The organism is Nostoc sp. DedQUE09 (assembly GCF_034530915.1).
GTDB lineage: Bacteria > Cyanobacteriota > Cyanobacteriia > Cyanobacteriales > Nostocaceae > Nostoc.
Genome location: NZ_JAVRCE010000082.1, coordinates 1 through 18,900, shown reverse-complemented (window position 1 = coordinate 18,900; position 18,900 = coordinate 1). Strand labels below are relative to the sequence as shown.

General features: G+C 42.8%; 19 protein-coding genes and 1 pseudogene. 4 read left to right on the top strand and 16 right to left on the bottom strand.

What is annotated here, in order from left to right; translation table 11 throughout:
* Together RMY27_RS31785 and RMY27_RS31780 are read right to left on the bottom strand one after the other, a co-directional pair.
* On the bottom strand, window positions 1–677 hold a 677-nt coding region (locus tag RMY27_RS31785; RefSeq protein ID WP_322668805.1), incomplete at its 3' end, for a leucine-rich repeat domain-containing protein.
* A 371-nt stretch (window positions 678–1,048) separates the two neighbouring features.
* A complete protein-coding gene (locus RMY27_RS31780) occupies window positions 1,049–1,651 on the bottom strand; it encodes a DUF4126 domain-containing protein (protein WP_322668804.1) in 603 nt (200 codons plus the stop codon).
* 245 nt (window positions 1,652–1,896) lie between these two features.
* Between RMY27_RS31780 and RMY27_RS31775 the strand changes: the two genes are divergently transcribed.
* The 3 genes from RMY27_RS31775 to RMY27_RS31765 all read left to right on the top strand — a co-directional run bounded on the left by RMY27_RS31775 (window position 1,897) and on the right by RMY27_RS31765 (window position 4,541).
* The gene (locus tag RMY27_RS31775; RefSeq protein WP_322668803.1) at window positions 1,897–2,958 is read left to right on the top strand and encodes a DUF3326 domain-containing protein; all 1,062 of its coding nucleotides are present in this window, start codon (window positions 1,897–1,899) and stop codon (window positions 2,956–2,958) included.
* A gap of 142 nt (window positions 2,959–3,100) precedes the next feature.
* Window positions 3,101–3,697: a CPBP family intramembrane glutamic endopeptidase gene (locus RMY27_RS31770; RefSeq protein WP_322668802.1), complete on the top strand. Its 597-nt coding sequence runs from the start codon at window positions 3,101–3,103 to the stop codon at window positions 3,695–3,697.
* 223 nt (window positions 3,698–3,920) lie between these two features.
* Window positions 3,921–4,541, top strand: coding sequence for a CP12 domain-containing protein (locus RMY27_RS31765; RefSeq protein ID WP_322668817.1), 621 nt, complete (start codon window positions 3,921–3,923; stop codon window positions 4,539–4,541).
* A 143-nt stretch (window positions 4,542–4,684) separates the two neighbouring features.
* On the opposite strand, the gene RMY27_RS31760 is transcribed toward RMY27_RS31765, so the two are convergent.
* The 12 genes from RMY27_RS31760 to typA all read right to left on the bottom strand — a co-directional run bounded on the left by RMY27_RS31760 (window position 4,685) and on the right by typA (window position 15,509).
* On the bottom strand, window positions 4,685–5,800 hold the full coding sequence (locus RMY27_RS31760) for an LptF/LptG family permease (RefSeq protein WP_322668801.1): 1,116 nt from the start codon (window positions 5,798–5,800) through the stop codon (window positions 4,685–4,687).
* A 227-nt stretch (window positions 5,801–6,027) separates the two neighbouring features.
* Window positions 6,028–6,756, bottom strand: a complete 729-nt coding sequence (gene lptB / locus RMY27_RS31755; RefSeq protein WP_289796586.1) for an LPS export ABC transporter ATP-binding protein — start codon at window positions 6,754–6,756, stop codon at window positions 6,028–6,030.
* Window positions 6,757–6,786: 30 nt separating this feature from the next.
* A complete protein-coding gene (locus tag RMY27_RS31750; protein WP_322668800.1) occupies window positions 6,787–7,284 on the bottom strand; it encodes an LptA/OstA family protein in 498 nt (165 codons plus the stop codon).
* Between the two features lie 296 nt (window positions 7,285–7,580).
* Window positions 7,581–7,976 (bottom strand): DUF309 domain-containing protein, encoded by a 396-nt coding sequence (locus tag RMY27_RS31745; RefSeq protein WP_322668799.1) that lies wholly within the window; start codon window positions 7,974–7,976, stop codon window positions 7,581–7,583.
* A complete protein-coding gene (locus RMY27_RS31740; RefSeq protein ID WP_094351306.1) occupies window positions 7,973–8,338 on the bottom strand; it encodes a ferredoxin thioredoxin reductase catalytic beta subunit in 366 nt (121 codons plus the stop codon). The genes RMY27_RS31745 and RMY27_RS31740 overlap by 4 nt, the downstream gene beginning before the upstream one ends.
* 206 nt (window positions 8,339–8,544) lie before the next feature.
* On the bottom strand, window positions 8,545–9,705 hold the full coding sequence (locus RMY27_RS31735) for a DUF58 domain-containing protein (RefSeq protein ID WP_322668798.1): 1,161 nt from the start codon (window positions 9,703–9,705) through the stop codon (window positions 8,545–8,547).
* 63 nt (window positions 9,706–9,768) lie between these two features.
* Entirely contained in the window at window positions 9,769–10,068 is a 300-nt protein-coding gene (locus tag RMY27_RS31730) for a type II toxin-antitoxin system RelE/ParE family toxin (protein WP_322668797.1), read from the bottom strand.
* A complete protein-coding gene (locus tag RMY27_RS31725) occupies window positions 10,065–10,331 on the bottom strand; it encodes a ribbon-helix-helix domain-containing protein (protein WP_322668796.1) in 267 nt (88 codons plus the stop codon). The genes RMY27_RS31730 and RMY27_RS31725 overlap by 4 nt, the downstream gene beginning before the upstream one ends.
* Window positions 10,332–10,422: 91 nt before the next feature.
* The gene (locus RMY27_RS31720) at window positions 10,423–10,683 is read right to left on the bottom strand and encodes a hypothetical protein (protein WP_322668795.1); all 261 of its coding nucleotides are present in this window, start codon (window positions 10,681–10,683) and stop codon (window positions 10,423–10,425) included.
* A gap of 152 nt (window positions 10,684–10,835) precedes the next feature.
* A complete protein-coding gene (locus tag RMY27_RS31715) occupies window positions 10,836–12,842 on the bottom strand; it encodes an ATP-dependent nuclease (protein WP_322668794.1) in 2,007 nt (668 codons plus the stop codon).
* Window positions 12,843–12,935: 93 nt separating this feature from the next.
* Window positions 12,936–13,445, bottom strand: coding sequence for a hypothetical protein (locus RMY27_RS31710; protein ID WP_322668793.1), 510 nt, complete (start codon window positions 13,443–13,445; stop codon window positions 12,936–12,938).
* Window positions 13,446–13,718: 273 nt separating this feature from the next.
* The gene (gene typA / locus RMY27_RS31705) at window positions 13,719–15,509 is read right to left on the bottom strand and encodes a translational GTPase TypA (protein WP_322646697.1); all 1,791 of its coding nucleotides are present in this window, start codon (window positions 15,507–15,509) and stop codon (window positions 13,719–13,721) included.
* Window positions 15,510–15,952: 443 nt separating this feature from the next.
* Here typA and RMY27_RS31700 point away from each other — a divergent pair.
* Window positions 15,953–16,132 (top strand): annotated as a pseudogene (locus RMY27_RS31700) (hypothetical protein); the annotation flags it as partial.
* Here RMY27_RS31700 and RMY27_RS31695 read toward each other — a convergent pair.
* Together RMY27_RS31695 and RMY27_RS31690 are read right to left on the bottom strand one after the other, a co-directional pair.
* Window positions 16,066–16,248, bottom strand: a complete 183-nt coding sequence (locus RMY27_RS31695; RefSeq protein WP_322668792.1) for a hypothetical protein — start codon at window positions 16,246–16,248, stop codon at window positions 16,066–16,068. The pseudogene RMY27_RS31700 and the gene RMY27_RS31695 overlap by 67 nt on opposite strands.
* 22 nt (window positions 16,249–16,270) lie before the next feature.
* Window positions 16,271–18,610 carry a cation:proton antiporter gene (locus tag RMY27_RS31690; RefSeq protein WP_322668791.1) on the bottom strand — a complete coding sequence of 780 codons (2,340 nt, stop codon included), beginning with the start codon at window positions 18,608–18,610 and terminating at the stop codon, window positions 16,271–16,273.
* Window positions 18,611–18,900 lie beyond the last annotated feature (290 nt).

Here is an 18,900-nt window from a genome sequence, read left to right as displayed (position 1 = left end):
TTCAAGTTGGAGAGTTGGCAGATTTCTGGCGGCAGGTTGCTGAGTTGATTGTTATAGAGGGATAGCCAAGTCAAGTTGGAGAGTTGGCAGATTTCTTGCGGTAGGCTGCTGAGTTGGTTGTTATGGAGGTATAGCATTGTCAAGTTGGAGAGTTGGCAGATTTCTGGCGGCAGGTTGCTGAGTTGATTGTTATAGAGGGATAGCCAAGTCAAGTTGGAGAGTTGGCAGATTTCTAGCGGCAGGCTGATGAGTTGATTGGCAGAGAAGTCTAGCCTTGTTAAGTTGGAAAGTTGGCAGATTTCTGGCGGCAGGCTGCTGAGTTGATTGTTATTGAGGGATAGCCAATTCAAGTTGGAGAGTTGGCAGATTTCTAGCGGCAGGCTGATGAGTTGATTGGCAGAGAAGTCTAGCCTTGTTAAGTTGGAAAGTTGGCAGATTTCTGGCGGCAGGCTGCTGAGTTGATTGTTATTAAGGGATAACTCAGTTAAGTTGGAGAGTTGGCTGATTTCTGGCGGCAGACTGCTGAGTTGATTGTTATTGAGGTATAGCCTTGTTAAGTTGAAAAGTTGGCAGATTTCTGGCGGCAGACTGCTGAGTTCATTGTCATCAAGGTGTAGCACCGTTTCCTTTTCCCTGGCAGCTTGTTCAATAATTTGCAACAATTCTTCGTTTGTCACCTGCAAACCTCACCAACTCTGTAGCGATATTTACCAGATTAGTGTATTGCAGGTTATAGGGAATGTGGCTAGATTAATGTGTTCCATCTGCGTAGAAACGGCTTTAATATTTAAATTAGCAGGGCGCGTAGGCATAGGCCGCACCACTAACGCTACAGGCGATCGCTTTATGGCATACATTGAATATAGTTAGCAGTCGGCAATTCCATGAATATTCGTCAAGAACTTCTAAGTCTGATTGAATAACTCAATGATGAGCAGTTATCAGCATTGCTTGATTTAGCTCTTTCTTTCAAGAATGGCAAAAAATCTGTTAATCCTACTGTTGAATCTCAGGCTTATCAGGATTGGGTAAGTCCTGAAAATGATATTTACGACGAAGTATTTGCTGATGAACTTACAGCAAAGAAATTCCAAATTCTTTGAATAGCTATTATTAGAAAACCAATCACAATCACTCCTGCTACCGCTGGTAAAACTAGCGCCAGCACAGACAGTCCGATGGCGATGAGCAACTCAATAGTTGACACAACTGGATTGGTTAATCCACCTGAAACGCCAGTAGAACTTATCCGCAATATATTCGTTAATCCCTGAGTTAATCCTGCGGTTCCACCACCAGCAACTAAAGCTAACGTCCATTGCACCAGTGGATTCATCTCTGGTGCAACAGATGCTGTGACGATTGTCCCGGCGATAAATGCCGCAGGAGTGGCTACAATATCCAGCAGATGATCCAACCAAGGAATGTAATAACCGATAATTTCTAGTAAACAAGCAACGGCAAATACAATTACAGCTTGAGGTGTTTCCAGCCAATCAAAGTTAGTCGGCAAATCAAAATGTCCAAAAACTGAAGCCACACTCAAGGCTAGCAGTGGTACAAATACTCGAAAGCCAGCCGCCGCGCTCAAACTAATCCCCAGTAATAATTCAATAAATGTATTTAGATTCAACAAAGAATTTAAATCCATAGTAAGACTCAAGTTATACTCCTGGTGTTTTTTCCATCTTTGAGCTGAACGGAGTAACAACTCTAAGCTGTAATCCCAAGATAAGAAACTTGACGGCAATATTTCATCTAACTATGTGTAGAATTCAGTGAAACCTCACCTGTGTCAATACTGCGTAGTCTTTGCCTAAAAAATAACCCCAATGTGCTGTTTATTAAAATTAGCTGCATAACAGCTTATCAAGCACAAGGAATAACTAACTCGATATGCAACGTCCATACACCGCTATATTAATTGTACCAACTGGCGTTGGGGCTGCCATTGGGGGTTATGCAGGAGACGCTTTGCCTGTTGCCAAAGTTATCGCACAGGTTTGCGATCGCCTAATTACTCACCCCAATGTCCTGAATGGCGCAAGTTTGTATTGGAATCTCCCAAATACTTTTTATGTTGAAGGTTATGGACTTGACAAATTCGCCTCTGGATGTTGGGGTTTGCGTCCAGTCCGAACTAACAAAGTAGGTTTACTTTTAGACCAAGGCATTGAGCCAGAGTTGCAGCTACGACATATACAAGCCGCCGATGCAGTCAGAGCAACTCTAGGATTGACCTTAACAGATTATGTAATTACTGATGCGCCATTAAATGTAGAATTACGGACTACAGCATCGGGAGCGAGTTGGGGAACAATTGGCAACCCGGATAGTTTATTACGGGCAGCTGAGATATTAATTAAAAAAGCGGGGGCAGAAGCGATCGCAGTTGTTGCCCGTTTCCCCGATGATATGGACTCAGAAGCAGTACAAAAATACCGCCACGGTGAAGGCGTAGATTCTCTGGCGGGTGCAGAAGCCGTAATTAGCCATTTGCTAGTACGAACCTTTCAAATTCCTTGCGCTCATTCTCCCGCGCTTTTGAGCGAACCTCCACAACCTGATTTATCGCCCCGTTCCGCCGCCGAAGAATTGGGCTATACCTTTTTGCCCTGCGTGCTTGTAGGATTAAGTCGTGCCCCACAATTTATAGTAGAAAAAGGAGCAATCAGATCGCAGCAAGAAGATATTTGGGTAGATGAAGTGGATGTTGCGATCGTACCAGCAAATGCTTGTGGTAGCAGTGCCTTACTGAGTTTAAGCCAAAGACGATGCCAAATAATTACAGTAGAAGAAAATAAAACTCTGATAAAAGTTCCTGCCCAACCCTTGGGGATCAAATCTATACAGGTAAACTCATATTTAGAAGCAGTAGGTGTATTGGTGGCACATAAAGCAGGCATCAATCCCTCCGCTCTCCGTCCCAAATTATTACCTTTGCAGCCCATTAGTTAGGAGCTAGGAGGCAGGAGGCAGGAGTTAAAAGTTAAAATTCATACTAATTCCCTGAATTACACTAAAAATTATTCTCCCCTGCCCCCCTGCCCCCCTGCTCCCCTGCTTCCCCTGCCCCCTCCCTCATTCCCCTTAAAAACCCGTGATTGAACAACAAAAGCAAGAGCCAGAAATTCCATACCTGACACGCATCCAAGTACTTGGGGCGATGGGAGCGACTGCAATCATTTTGTTGATAGTCGCCAAACTTTCGTTATACTTTGGCAACTTTTCGCTATTTTCTTGGGACTTGAATCCAAGAGAGTTGCTTTTAGGTGTAGGGTTGGGGTTTGTACTCACTGCCTTAAGTGGCTTAACTTACCGTCTATGGACTGCCTATCGTAAGAGTGCAGATTATTACCTAGAAGTAATACTCAAGCCTTTAGCTTTACCAGATTTAATTTGGCTGGGCTTTCTACCAGGATTGAGTGAAGAATTGTTATTTAGAGGTGTGATGCTACCAGCTTTAGGCTCCGATCTGATAGCTGTAATAGTATCCAGTCTTTGCTTTGGCATCTTGCATTTTAGCGGTTCCCAACAATGGCCTTATGTAATTTGGGCAACAATTGTCGGGATGATATTGGCATATAGCGCCCTGCTCACGGGCAACTTGTTAGTGCCGATTGTTGCTCATATTATTACCAATTTGATTTCTAGCTATTTCTGGAAAATGCGGCGATTTTCGGCAATTAAAAAATAAATATTTGTTAATCGGCAAGATATTATCACAATTTATGCTTAGTTTTTGGGCATTGGTTACATTGGATAACATCATAAGTTGACAACTGGTCTAATTTATTGTTGTAGCTGGGCAAAAGTTCAACTTTTTTTGCTTTCTAGTTAGCAAACTGTGCGCTGCAATGCTTCCATACGTCCATCAGGGCGCAGTGCTGCACCGGACTATTAACCAGGAGACTACAGCAATGATGAAAGCTGAAGATATCATGACCAAAGATGTAGTTACCATTCGCGGTTCGGCAACTGTTGCTGAAGCGGTGGGGCTGATGAAGGATAAAGGATTGCGGGCGCTGGTTGTGGATTGCCGCCATGAGAATGATGCTTATGGCATTGTCACAGCAACGGATATTGTCTATAAGATCACAGCCTACGGTAAAGATCCAAAGCAAGTGCGGGTTTACGAAATTATGAGCAAGCCCTGCATTGTAGTCAATCCTGATTTGGGTGTGGAATATGTAGCGCGGTTATTTGCTAATACTGGTATTCATCGCGCGCCTGTGATTCAAGGCAAGTTGTTGGGCATCATCTCGATTACCGACATTTTGACTAAGAGCGACTTTGTGGAAGCGCCAAAAGCGCTACTGCTGGAAGAGAGAATTCAAAAAGCAATTGAGCAGGCTCGTGCTATTTGCACTGAACAAGGTGCTTATTCTAAAGCCTGTGCAGCTGCCTGGGATGAGGTAGAAGAACTTCAGGCAGAAGCAGCTCATCAAAAAGCTGAGGGTATGATATCAGCTAAAGTCTCTTTTGAAGAATACTGCAAGGAAAACCCCAATGCACCAGAATGTCGAAATTATCACCCGTAATTGAAGTGGGAAAATAATAGACATCTGGTGAAAAAGAATGTAGAGATTTACCACTGCGATGTTTCTACAGGGCTTATGGATAACGCATATTTAATTTCACCAGATGTTTAATATTGTTTGTCTACTTCCGCATCCACCTCAATTTAACGTCTGGCAACTCGCATCAATAAGAATAAACCTATTCCCAAAAAAAGAAAGTTGGGCAACCAAGCTCCCATAAAGGGAGAAAGGACACCTGCTTGTGCCATCGCCCCACTAATAAAGAAAATTAAGTAGTACGAAAATATAACTAGGACACTAATCCCAAAGCTGGTACCTCTCCCCGTCCGCTGGGGTATGCTTCCCATCGCTGCACCTACCAAGCCAAAAACCACGCAGACAAAGGGCAAAGAGATTTTTTGTTGAATCCGCACTTCAAGTTTACGAATTTTTTGGCGATCGCCACCAAGATTTTCCACTTCTAGTTGATTTAGTGCTTCAGAAATATTCATCTCACCATAATCCCGGCTTTTTTCTGCCAGACTTAATGGCGTACGCGGTAGTTGCAGTTGTTGGTGTTCAAATTTGACGATGTTACGATAGGAGCGATCGGCAGCAACAAAATAGATCGTACCGTTGTAAAAATCCCAGACATTTTGAGAAGGATTCCACTGAGCAGATTCTGATACGACAATTTGATTCAGATTTTTTGTTGAGCGATCTATAATTGTCAACCCTGTCATCCGCTTACCATCAAATTGGTCGGCGTAAAACAAGCGTGTCAATATCCGATTTTTAGAGCCATCTGGCTGGACAACATCCTGGTATTCAGGATAGAAAATATTTTGTTGTTTAAAAGTTGGCTTGTCTGATTTGAGTGCTTTATCCAGAGTCATCGCCGCTTGATAATTTGCTGCTGGTGCAATTTCTTCGTTAAACACAAATGTCATTCCTGTAACCACAAGACTTAACATCACAGCAGTTAGCACCATGCGATAGACACTGACGCCACAACCACGCAAAGCAATTAATTCGCTCTCGCTAGAAAGACGACTGTAGGTCATCAAAGTAGCCAGCAGCGTAGACATGGGAAATGCTAAAACGATAAAATTGGGAAATTTTAACAAAAAAACTTGAATAGCAATGTCTATAGGTAGCCCAGATTCTACAATTTTTCTGACGAGATCAAATACAGCATCAATGGTGACGCCAATTGATGAAAAAGCTCCGACACCAAAGAAAAACGGCGCTAACAATTCGCTGGCAAGGTAGCGATCCATGATCGTAAAAGGTAGCAGCGAATAAAGACTATTAAAAGGCGTGAGCTTCTTTGATATCATAAGCAACTTGAAAATTTAGATATTGGCAACCCTGGCAAAGCGAAGCATTTCTAGTGTATTTAAGATCAAAATTAAATACTTAATGGCTAAAAATAAACTAATAAATTCATGCTGAAGAATCAAAAATCAAAATATTCTGGGAAATTATTAACTAAATAATTGTTAATTTAGACTTGAAAATTATCTCCTAAATAATATTGCCGCACGAGGGGATTGCTGTAGAGTTCGTCAGCAGCACCAAAAGCGAGGATTTGTCCCTCACGCATAATGTAGGCGCGATCGGTTATGGCTAGGGTTTCGCGGACATTATGATCTGTAATTAAGATTCCCATACCGCGATCGCGCAGTTGTGCTACGATTTGCTGAATTTCTGAGACTGCGATCGGATCTACTCCCGCAAATGGTTCATCCAAAAGTAAAAATTTTGGCCCTTCTTGTCCAGCAGCTAAAGACCTTGCTAATTCCGTCCGCCGTCGCTCACCACCAGATAGTTGAATTCCTTTACTCCTAGCTAATTTTTCCAACCGAAACTCCCGCAGTAAAGTTTTGAGTCGCCTTGCCCACTCCCAACGTGGCACATGAGTTTGCTCTAGTACTAACAGAATATTATCCTCTACCGAGAGCTGGCGAAAAACACTTGGTTCTTGTGCTAGATAACCAATACCCAGTCGTGCCCTCTTATGCATTGGCATTCCCGTCACGTCTACATTACCCAGCCAAACTTTTCCTTGATTGGGTTTTTCTAAACCTGTGGCAATGTAAAAAGTCGTTGTTTTACCAGCCCCATTGGGGCCTAGTAAACCAACAATTTCGCCCTGAGCAACAGAAAGATTGACACGATTGACAATTACTCGCTTGCCGTAAGATTTGTGAATATTCTCTAAAACAATTTTCACGCTGGAAGCACCCTTTCTTGGTGGTAAATGCTAATTAGAAGGCTTCAAAGGTGGTGTTTGTGGGGCAGGTGTCGCAGTTTGTCCGCTATTATTTGATTCCTCGATCATGTAGATAGACTCTACCTGACGGTTGGATTGCGGTAAAGCAACAAATCGCCCTTCATCAATTAAATAGGTTACTTTCTCTGCTCGGATACTGTTACCGCCCTGTTGCAGAATATATACGTTACCACTGAAATCAATTCGGCGTTCCTTACTAAAATACTGTGCTTGGGCAGATGTTGCCTGAAGTTGGCGAGCCGGATACAACATTTGCACGTTACCGCGAGCAGTGATTACTTGATTTTTCGCGTCATATTCTTGCACATCAGCGCGGATAGTCAGGGGGCGATTTGCCTGAGATGTTTGTGCAGTAGCGGTTTGCACTTGGGTAGGGAAGGCAAAAGTGCCTAAGAGTGCAGCTGGCAGCATTAAAGCTAATCCAAAGCGACGCATTTGGGATATGGGCAATTGATAGCAGGGCATCATAGCAATTGGGGATTTAGGATTTCAGCTTGCATTCTAATTATCTCAAGTACTTTATCCAGATATAAAATATACGATCTGGAGTGATTGCCGATAACTACTGGCTGAAATAGTGACGCTACCCCCAACCTCAAGGTTTCAGCTAATTGATATCTGAGTGAAATCGACGTAGGCACAATACTCTTCTTTTAACAAAGACGCTACGCGTAGCTTGCTTCCACTGAGTGGTACGGGAAGTCGTCGGCTAGCTGAATTTTGCCTACCAGGGATTTCAGGCAACGCATAATTTAACTGGATGTCTAATCATCAGTACTTAGCACAATTCTAGGCAAAGATAAGACTTGATTTTCGCCCAGATCGCCAGGGGCAATTTTATCTGGCCCGATTTGTTGTAAATTCGTCAACAACACTGCGCTCTCGCTCAATAGCTCATCTACATCAACGCCGCCGTAACTAGATGGGTAACGGCGTAGGCGATTGCTGCCTTCTCCCAATAGAATTACCGCACCTCGCCAGTTCCGATTCTCCAAATGATACAGCGCTACAGCAATTTGGAGAATGCCTTGATAAAAGCTTTTTTCCGGTTCGCTAGCTTCAATCCACAAAGCCTCTAAAGTGTCATGACAAGCGTAGAACTGTCCAGAATTGAACTGTTCTACGCCTTGCCAAAACTCTTGGGGGATGATTTCGCTCATCCCATGCTGTCTCGTACTTCTTTGATTGTTTCTAGAGAGATTTCTTGTTTGTCTCCAGCAAACTCGTTGTCAGGGGTGAGGAATAACATGCAATGGCACTCTTTGCGTTCTCTCATTGGCACACAAGGACAGTTCCAATATGTGGCGTGAATCTCAGCTTCTTTATCTTCGTAATGGCGACAAGGACATAAAGGCGCACCCAGATCGTCTTTATGTTTGGCTAGTCCTTCAATCACAACTGCGGTGACAGAAGGTTCAGAACAGAAGTATGTTCCAGTACGCTTGGCGTATTGTTCGGAAAAATGCCGCATTGCCTCTAGGCTTTTATCGCTGGATTTTGTGTTATGTTCTGATGTGATCATGTCGCTCATAATTTAAATATTTCTTTGCATTGTACCTCAGCCTCACTAAGGGATTACTGGGTGTATTTCCCCAACCTTACCTGCTCAAATTATCTTCCCTTTGCTCAAAGGCTGATATATCCGGTGTTCTGGGATCAGAGAAAATCTCAGAAATCGCAGAAGCTGAACTTATCAGCAGTCTTTGAAATTATAAAATTTGAATTGATTTATGAATGTAATGTTTTTTGTAGTTGGGGTTGCAGTGATCTATCGCTTTGCAAAACTATACCAGGGTGTTCCCAATTAATTACCTCTGGTTCTGCTGCTGAGGAGATATTTGGCCACAAAACCCAGCGACTACCTTGAGGAAGAGTAGCAAGGCTCAGAGGATTCTGAGTTAGCCAAATCAAGGGATAGCTTTTAGGAACAACTGAACTGGCATCTTCTAAGGCTGCGGTTGCTGCTAAGGTTTCTAGAACAAAGCGATCGCCTTTGATTAAACTTGTTGATGCTGTCCACAGTTGCACCTGTAATTGCTGTTGCTGTGCATAAAAGTACAGCGATGCTGCGGCAATTACTGCTTGTTCAAAGTTTTCTTCTTCCCAATTGCTAGCACTGTCAAGGGCAATAACTATTTCTTGTCCACCTGTTACCATCTCTAACTCCCGCACCCTTAATTCTCCATAGCGGGCGCTAGTTCGCCAGTGAATCAGACGGGTGGGATCTCCTAGACGATAAGGACGGAGCGATCGCACCAGCCCCGTTGTCGCTGTCTGCAAGGGTTTACCACGAGGATCGCCCCTTTTGCTCTCTTCTTGCCCCATTTCGTCTACTAGGGGGCAGGTAGCCAAGGGTAATACTGTGGGATAAACGATCGCTGTGGCAGCACAATCACGCTGACGACGACACCAAAACAATCCCAAAGGCGCACCAGAACCTAGTTCGACTGTATGCCAGCGATAAACACCCCGGCGCTGGGTGGGGTGGTAATATACCCAACGGTAACTACCTTGGCGAGGAATTGTTTCAATGGCCTTTTGTACTGGTTTCCCTAAGACAAAGGGTAGTATATCTTCAACTTGCAATAAGCTTACAGGCTGGTGTGCCTGATTGCGGATTTCTAATTCTACAGTGAGATCGTCGCCTGCTGACACAGGTTGAATGGGACGGCGGGTGATAGATAGATTTGTGAGCGATCGCGGCGGTAAGATAGCTGCTACACCCAAAAGGGCAAAACTAATGCCGCTAATGGCGTACAGCCAACCAGCCATAGTATTGATACCTGCGCCAAAAAAACAAATAGCAGTTCCTGCTAGTACCCAACCGCTGTATGCAGGGGCACAAGCGCGGGTTTCTAACCAATTGGTGATGGGTTTAATGATTTTCATGTTTCTTTTTTAACCCAACGCCACCCGAAATTCACAGTGTCTTAGGGGTTCGCCAAAAAGCTTTTAGTTGGATTCCTCAAAAAGAGATGGAAAGTTACGACGACCGCTTACAACCCTTAGAATTTCGATACCATCATCTAATACTTTGTAGAAAACAATATAGCCTTCCAAGGATATACCTCGAAGCTCTGGACGAATTTTTGCGTAACTTTTACCACTGTTTGGGAAAGCAACAAGTTGTTGACACTTGCGGTTGAATTCACTGAAAAATCGTTCTCCTGCTTCAACGTTAGTTTCAGCAAAGTAGTCGGCAATTTCATTGATATCTCGGCTGGCAAGAATATTGATGACGTAGTGACTCATGCTTGCGCCTGATGTCCTTGTCGAAATCGCTCTAAAATTTGGTTTACAAATGTCTCTCCATCAATAGGAGGCGTTTGGTCTGAAGCTAAAATCGCCGCATCAATTTTTTCTCGCACATCTTCGACCCATTTAGCATCGGCGCGATCGTATTCATCAAGCAAGCGTAAAGCGATTTCAAGGGCTTCTTCTGCGGAGCGATATTTCCCAGACTGGAGCTTGGTTTGAATAAAGCGTTCTTGATCGGGTGTGAGACTTATGCTCATAGAAAACCTCTATTCAGATCATTCACCATTTTAAATTAAAAAACTCACTCTGCTTTTTCGTTCAGTTAGGGTTTATTCAGGCCGAAATGATCTATAGCTCTAGCCCTTGTTGCCGATATTTGTTGAGTAGCAGTTGCTGATAGTTGCTGACTGCTTCAGGTGGAGATATCTCTAAAGAATCCACAGCCTCAAACCATTGTGACCATTTTTCCACAAGCGGTTCATCAGGCTGACTGTCAGCAATTTTAACTTGATGTTTGTGGATAACAAAATCAATGAAATCGGTCACTTCTTGCAGGAGCGGTTCGGAAAGTTGCTGCAATTTTGCGATTGCAGTTTCACGAATAGTCATGATAATTGCTTTTTTCAGTCCTCTTCATTGTTACTCAAAGATTTGACTAAATGTACAGCAAGGGCGATTGCTTTCTGTAAAAATCTCTGCTCGCTAGCGATCGCTCTTGAGTTATGTCGTTATCAAATTGATGTCTTTACACCTTAATATTACTAGCGGGGGTTAGACTTTCTTCTTTTGTTGGAAGTTGCAGGATTGCCAGGAACTTCAGGCGTTTTTAGCTCAGAGACGGTAGATTCTTGCTCATTAACTAATTGTGCTTGCCCATCCACAATGAGCTTATCCGTTTGTACCTCTTCAATAACTTCTTCAGAAATAGCTGACTTCTCTGCTTGAGCCTCATCGAGAGTTTCTTCTTGACTAGCTAAAAGCCCTGCATACTTAATTCTTTCTAAGCCCACCTGAAATCCAGCATAGTCGTGAATTGTTTGACTCATGTCAATATCAAGCTTGTAATCACGACGCAAATTTTGGATTGCATTCTTAATTGCTTCAATTTCCTTAATTGCTTCATTCTCTATATTACTTTCTAAAATTACCTCAATCTCATCAAGCAAAATCACACCATGCTCACGTCTAGCAGAGATAGGATGAAGTGCAATAAAGTTCTTCTTTAAACGTTCTATTTTTTGTGACAGCCTTTCATCTGTTAACCTTTGCTGGGCACTGCGCTGCATAACGTTTAACTTCTTAAACAAAGTTTTGAAGTTATGTTCAAAATTTTGAAGTGCGCCGAGTTCACGTTCATTAAGTGAATCTTGTTTCCGCGACCACTCATTAACGACTCTAATAATATTTCGAGCAAAACCAGCCTTACTAATTTTTAAGTCTTTTTCAGGAAAGTCTTTTAGAGTTTCTTCTATAGCATCAAGCATAGTTTGACCAGCAATCTTACTTGAAACTAAGTCTTCAGTCAGGAATAAAAGCTCCGTTTCATCTACTTGAAGGAACTCTTGTAAATAAAGCTTTGTTGCTTGGATACAAATTGGCAAAGAAATAATATCTTCTATTTCCATCTTTGCTGTTATATTCTCACCTACTAGGCAGAATTCTTCTTTAAGATCAGCAAGTTGAAGAATAAACTTTTCTTTAAGTAAAGGTCTTTTATGTTGACCACCTTTACCTAATAATTGCTTCTTAGCATCATTACCACTCTGATCACTATCCAATAGAACAATAACTGCGATTTGCTCTACATGCCTTCCACAAGCTAGATAGACCATGTAAGGAATTTGTGTGGCTCCCCCTGAATCAACAATCGTAATTTGGTTTAAATCTAAAGTTTCTAAACTAGATACACCAGAGGCTCGAAGATATGTTGCGGCTCCTGCAATAAGAATTTGATCGCCAATACCTTCAACCATCAAATTACAATTTCCAATGAAAACCGTTTCGCCGATATGAGGGCCAATAGAAGACCTTAAAGGTTCATAACGGTTTTGGGCAAAATCTTTAACTACACGTGTTCCTTCATCTTCATTTCCCTTCTGTAAGACCCGAATCCGCTCAGAATGGTTCTTATCAATTAAAAAAGGAGAGTGAGTTACGTAGACTACCTGAACTGGATGAGTTAAATGTGAGCTTGGTTCGGGACTTGCAAATAAGTCAAATACTTTAAGTAAGTCTTGTTGAGCTTGACTAGATAAGTAAGCATCTGGCTCATCCATCAATAGTATTTCAGTTTGACTTGGATGAGGTTCGTGAGATCGATACTCAATGTAGTAGCTAAGAAAGTATCGTAATCCTTGGCTTCTTTCATTAAATGAATATTCAGTTCCTGTTCTATCAGTTATGGTAAAAACTAAGTCATAGTCTCTTGCCATAACTTTTAAACAGAAGTTACGATCCTGAACCCAATAGGTAGGAAAATTTAAATTAATTGCTAATTGGCGATTTATATCCTCAATGATTCCATTTGCATAACCTTGCATTCCATCTTTAATCGCCTTAGCTAAATCAAGTAAAGCCTTGATATCAACCTTGGCAATTTTACAGATTAATTTGTAAGCTAAATTGAATTCTTTTTCTCTTTTTTCCTTCTCTTTATTACTAAAACTGACTTCATCAAGTGCTAAAACAATCGATTTTATTGTCTCAACTGCTTCACGATCAATTTCTTCCCTCTTTTCACCCCAAAGAACACGAACTTTAGTAATCAATTCTGGATTATCACTAAAAACATCAAGTGCATCTACTATTTTGCTTCTTTGTTCTCGATCCAGAAGTTCAAATTTTCTACCACCCGAATAGTTTTATTGACCAAACTGAACTAATTTTTTAATGGGAACACTTGACGGAAGCGCAACACTAGACTCGATTCTAAATGCTCTAGGAAGTAATTTTTCTAACTCAATGACTTGTTTTTGTCCAATTCTATATGGTCTGTAATCTCCTTTTTCAGGTAAATAAATAGTTAAATTATTAACATTATTACGAAATATTAAAAATCGATCAAAAATAACGCTCTCAGGAATTTCTATGATTTTTCTTATACTTGCATCTTCAAGTTTAGAAAGACTAGACCATTCGGAACCAAAGTCAGGATATTTTAATTCATTCTGTTTAACAGTGAAAAAAGGAGAATAACGGCAGAAATCACTCCGCTCAATATCTTTGCCAGATATAGCCTTTTCAATAGCGGTTAACAAGTGAGACTTTCCAGATTCATTTGCACCAACAATTGTTGTAATTTTGGATTCTATGGGAACTTCAATATATGGGTAGAAAGCAGTGCCTATCAGTTCCCAAGGTTTAGGCTTCACTCTGTTATTATGCTTTCTCAGGAAGTCATCATTGAAGGATTTATAGAAGCGGATGAACACTGTCTTGAGATGCATAAGCTAAGATTTGATAATACAATTGTGCTACTTGCGTAGCTTACTCAGTTATAACAGTAGTCTGTAAGACATGTCATTACGTAATTTGTAAAAATTTTATAGATCAGGTTTCTGCATCAGGCATCTGATTCAATCTAAATAACAAAATAAAAAGCCCGCTCATGCGGGCTTTTTAAATCAATTAAGTTATTGCTTTACTTAGCGTTTAGCCAACTTCTTCGACATCTTCCGTAGACGAATCGATTGGGGTGTAACTTCCACCAATTCATCAGGGCCAATGTATTCCAAAGCACGCTCTAGGCTCATGTCTATTGGTGCTTGCAGTTGCACCAGTTCATCGCCACCAGCAGCGCGGTGGTTGGTTAACTGCTTGGTTTTACAGATATTCAGTTCCAAATCTTGCGGACGATTGTGTTCGCCTACAATCATGCCTCTGTAAACCTTTGTGCCGGGAGTAATAAAGAATGCTCCTCTATCTTCGGCGTTTCTCATGGCGTAGAAGGTAGAAACACCTTCTTCAAAGGAAATTAAAACGCCTTTGTTACGGGCTTCAATGTCGCCACTGAGTGGACGGTAGTCTAAGAAGCTGTGGTTCATGATGCCTTCGCCACGAGTCATCCGCATGAATTCACCCCGGAAACCAATCAAACCACGGGCGGGAATGACAAACTCTAGCTGAGTGCGATCGCCACTACCTGGTTGCATATCTTGCATTTCGCCTTTGCGTTGTCCCAGGCGTTCGATACAGCTACCCACTGCATCAACAGGAATGTCTAACACCAAGAGTTCGTAAGGTTCGCAAGGTTGACCGTTGACTTCGCGGTAAATAACCTGTGGCTGAGATACCTGAAACTCGAAGCCTTCCCGGCGCATGGTTTCAATTAAGATACCCAGGTGGAGTTCTCCACGACCGGAAACGAGGAATTTATCGGGAGAATCGGTTTCTTCGACTCGCAAAGCAACGTTGGTTTCAAGTTCGCGGAAAAGGCGATCGCGCACTTGTCTTGATGTCACCAACTTGCCTTCTTGACCAGCAAAGGGCGAATCGTTCACCCAGAAGGTCATTTGCAAGGTTGGTTCATCCACTTTAATCAGTGGTAAAGCTTGCGGTTCATTGGGATCAGTAATCGTTTCCCCAATATAAGCATCGGCGAAACCAGCCACAGCAACAATATAACCTGCGGTAGCTTCTTCCAGGTCTACGCGCTTGAGTCCTTCAAAGCCCATCAACTTGGTAATTTTACCTTTGACAATGGTGCCATTTTCTGTAACTAAAGCCGCTTGTTGTCCTGAACGGATAGTACCATTGTGAATTCTGCCAATCACAATCCGTCCCAGATATTCAGAATAATCTAGGGTTGTGACTTGTAATTGCAGAGGCTTATTGCGATCGCCCACTGGTGATGGAACGTGTTTCAGAATCGCGTTAAACAGGGGTTGCATGTCTACCGATTCTGCTTCCAAGGTTTCTTTAGCAAAACCTCCCATCCCGGAAGCAAACAGATAAGGAAAATCACACTGGTCTTCATCTGCCCCTAATTCCAAGAACAGATCCAAGACTTTATCAACAGCAACGTGGGGATCAGCTTGTCCGCGATCGATTTTGTTGATGACAACGATGGGGCGCAGCCCTTTTTCTAAAGCTTTTTTGAGGACAAAGCGTGTTTGGGGCATGGGGCCTTCGTTGGCATCGACAATCAGAAGACATCCGTCAACCATGCCGAGTACGCGTTCAACTTCACCACCAAAGTCAGCGTGTCCAGGAGTATCAACAATATTGATTAGTGTTTCTTTGTAGCGAACCGCCGTATTTTTGGACAGGATAGTAATACCCCGTTCCCGTTCTAGGGCGTTGGAGTCCATAACGCAATCCGGAACGTCTTCGCCTTCGCGGAAAATGCCGGATTGTTTGAGGAGTGCGTCAACCAGCGTGGTTTTGCCGTGGTCAACGTGGGCGATAATGGCGACGTTGCGAATTGGGAGCGTCATAGAAGCTTTTGGTGAACTCTAGAGGGTGTTTATAAGATTTACATTTGAATGCTAGGCTGTTTTAACAGAATTGGGAACGATCAGCAAATTCTGTAAAGAACCTTTAATAATTCTAGCGTAATCGTCACAATTGCGGGGAGTTTTGTAAACCCTACAAGGGAGATGTGTGGTAATTACGGCATTGGTGGCATAAAAAAAGCGTCTGTGACAAACAGGTGTTACCTGAAGGGCAGTATTGCTTTTGAGAATTAGGGTTGATTCGCCTAGAGGAATTTAGTCATTGAAATGCTTTGGTGAAAAGTGCGATCTTTGACCAAGAGTGATGAACTTCCTGGCTGCTAAAAGTCAGGTTGTTTTTTGTTTAGGATTAAAGAGAAGCGATCGCACGATTCTTTTCTAATAAGCTAATTGTCCATATTATTAGCAAAACATAATTGACTTGAGTAGAAGGTGAAAATAGCCGTTTAAGGCATTATCTTGCTCGTCTACATCGTAAAACTTTCTGCTACTCTAAATCAGAAGAAATGCTGGGATATTCAATTCGATTAGTAATATATTATCTTAAGTATGGTTCAGTGGCGCTGTCGGCGCTGTGCGCCGGCAAGCTTGAGGCGATCGCTTGATTCATACCTCTATTCAGCAACGCCCAAAAGCGATACGATCCTAGAAGAACATGAAAAAACGCCCCAAATGGCCAAGTCACTACTACCCCAAAAGGGCGATCGCTATATTGAGTCACTTAGCTTGCGGAGTCTTAAAGTTCAATCAGTCACACTATCGGCAGGTAGAAAGTCTTTGAGCGCTTCTGCTTCACCAGCTTTCACGACTGGGATAGACAGGGGTACTGAACTAGCGATCGCAAATAACTGTTGTAGTTGACTCAGACCTGTCAAACTACCACATAACAATACTTGGTCGCCAACTCGCAAATCCATGCCACCATCAGGATAGCGGATAAATTTACCATCTCGCCGGATCGCCTGTACCTGTACTCCAAATTGCTTGGCGATATCTAAATCTGCAAGGGTTTTACCTAGTGTTGGCGTATCTGCATTAACTGTAACCCACTGGCAAGCACTATTTTCTCCGGGAACAGCAGCTTGTCCCTTAGCGAATTCTGCCAAAGCCGCCAGTTCTTCATCTGCTCCCACCACCAGCAAGCGATCGCCTTCTGCCAATTTGGTTTGATTGTTGGGATAATCGATTTCATCACCATTAGCGCGGCGAATTGCCATCAAACTCGCTCCTGTTAAATAGCGCATATCCGCCTCTTCTATACTCATGCCAATTAAGGGCGAATTGGATGGTAAAGGATACCAGCGCTGATTTAAATCGCGGGTTGCTTGGCGCAAATCACGAGCAACTTCACTTGCAGAACGCTCTGGGCGAAAATCTAAATAATGATCGTTGCGGATTTGCTGCATTTCTCGTTGTACTACAGCTGGCGACAACAAGCCTAAGCCAGTTAATAAATAGGTTGCCATTTCTAAGCTGGCTTCAAACTCTGGTTGTACAACTTCTCTTGCTCCCAATTGATACAGCACTTCAATATTTTTATCCTGGGTAGCACGGACAACCAAATCTAATTCTGGGCACAATTCCAAAGCGCGTTTCAAACAAAGACGAGTACTCATGGGGTCAGGGAGTGCGATCGCCATTCCTTTGGCATGATTCACGCCGGCGGTTTCCAGAACGTGTAAACTGACGCAATTGCCATAAACATAAGACACCCCAGCCTCACGCAGCTGCTGAATTCGACTCTCTGATTGGTCGATTACCACCACCGGTAGGTCATGTTGCAGCAACAACTTCACCAAATTCTTGCCGACTCGCCCATAGCCACAAACTACCACATGGTCTTTGAAGGGCAAATCTTCTGATACATCCCGCGCCTCATCTTCTTCTAAGTACGGTTTCAACCAAGGCATTGATTCGGCAAAGTTAAATAAAAATGGCACTAACCGCAGTACAAAAGGAGTCAGCATGAGAGTGACTGCGGTAGTTCCCAAAATTAATAAGTATATTTGTCGGGACACCAGCCCCAAAGACTGCCCTTCGCTAGCGAGAACAAAGGAAAATTCCCCAATTTGCGCCAGTCCCAAACCGGCGATTATAGCTGTTTTCAAAGGATAGCGGAACAGTTTCACCAAAGGCGTGATAATCAAAAATTTACCAACGAAAACTAGTGTCACCAATCCCAAAATTAATTCCAGGTTGTTCCACAAAAACACTGGGTCAATTAACATTCCAATGGCAGCAAAAAACAAACTGGCAAATATATCTCGCAGTGGTTCGACATAAGTCAGGGTTTGGTCGGCGTACTCTACCTCAGAAATCATCAAACCCGCGACAAATGCGCCCATCTCAATGGACAATCCTAAATGCTCTGTCAACAGGGCAATGCCTAAACACAGGGCTACAACTCCTAATAAAAATAGTTCTTTGCTTTCAGTACGGGCTAGCAGTTGCAACAAAGGCGGTATCAGCCAAATCCCCGCAGCTACAGCCCCAGCAGCAAATAAAGCAATCGAAGCTAGCGCTGTTAGGACGGCGATGCCAATAGTTTCTGGTGGTTGATTGAGGGCTGGTAAGACTGCTAACATCAGTCCTAGTGCCAAGTCCTGGACTACCAAAATCCCTAGCATCACTTGCCCGTGGGGCGTTTCTGTTTCGTTGCGCTCCATCAAGCATTTGAGGACAACTGCTGTGGAAGACAGCGACAGAATACACCCCAAAAACATCCCCTTCGCAGGTAAGGCTCCCCAAGCTCCAGTTAAACCGCATACTAAAACTGTCACCAAAATCGTCAAAGCAATCTGGAGTCCACCTCCACCAAGAGCGATCGCTTTTACCTTCTTGAGTTCCGCAAAGGAAAATTCCACACCCAAAGCGAATAACAAAAAGGCGACCCCGAATTGTGCCAGAGTCTCTACTTGAATTAGTTCTTTAATCAATCCCAGTCCCGTTGGCCCAATGACTATCCCGCCAATGAGATACCCCAGCAGCACAGGTTGTTGCAAAAGTGCCGCCAATAGTCCGCCACAGGCTGCAACGCCTAGAACTAAAACTAAATCAACAATTAACCGAAAATCTTCTTGCACCAGTTTTAAAAGAACTATTAAGACCTATTTATTCAGGATACAAAGTTTTATATATCCCAGGATAGTTTTTTAGATATTGGGCATTGGGCATTAGGCATTGGGGATGGGGCATTGGGCTAGAAGAGATGCATTTTATAATGCAACAATGAGCCTTTAATATTCGCGGACGAGTCTTTAATATTCACGGACGAGTCTTTAATATTCGCGGACGAGTCTTTAATATTCGCGGACGAGTCTTTGATATTCGCGGACGAGTCTTTGATATTCGCGGACGAGTCTTTGATATTCGC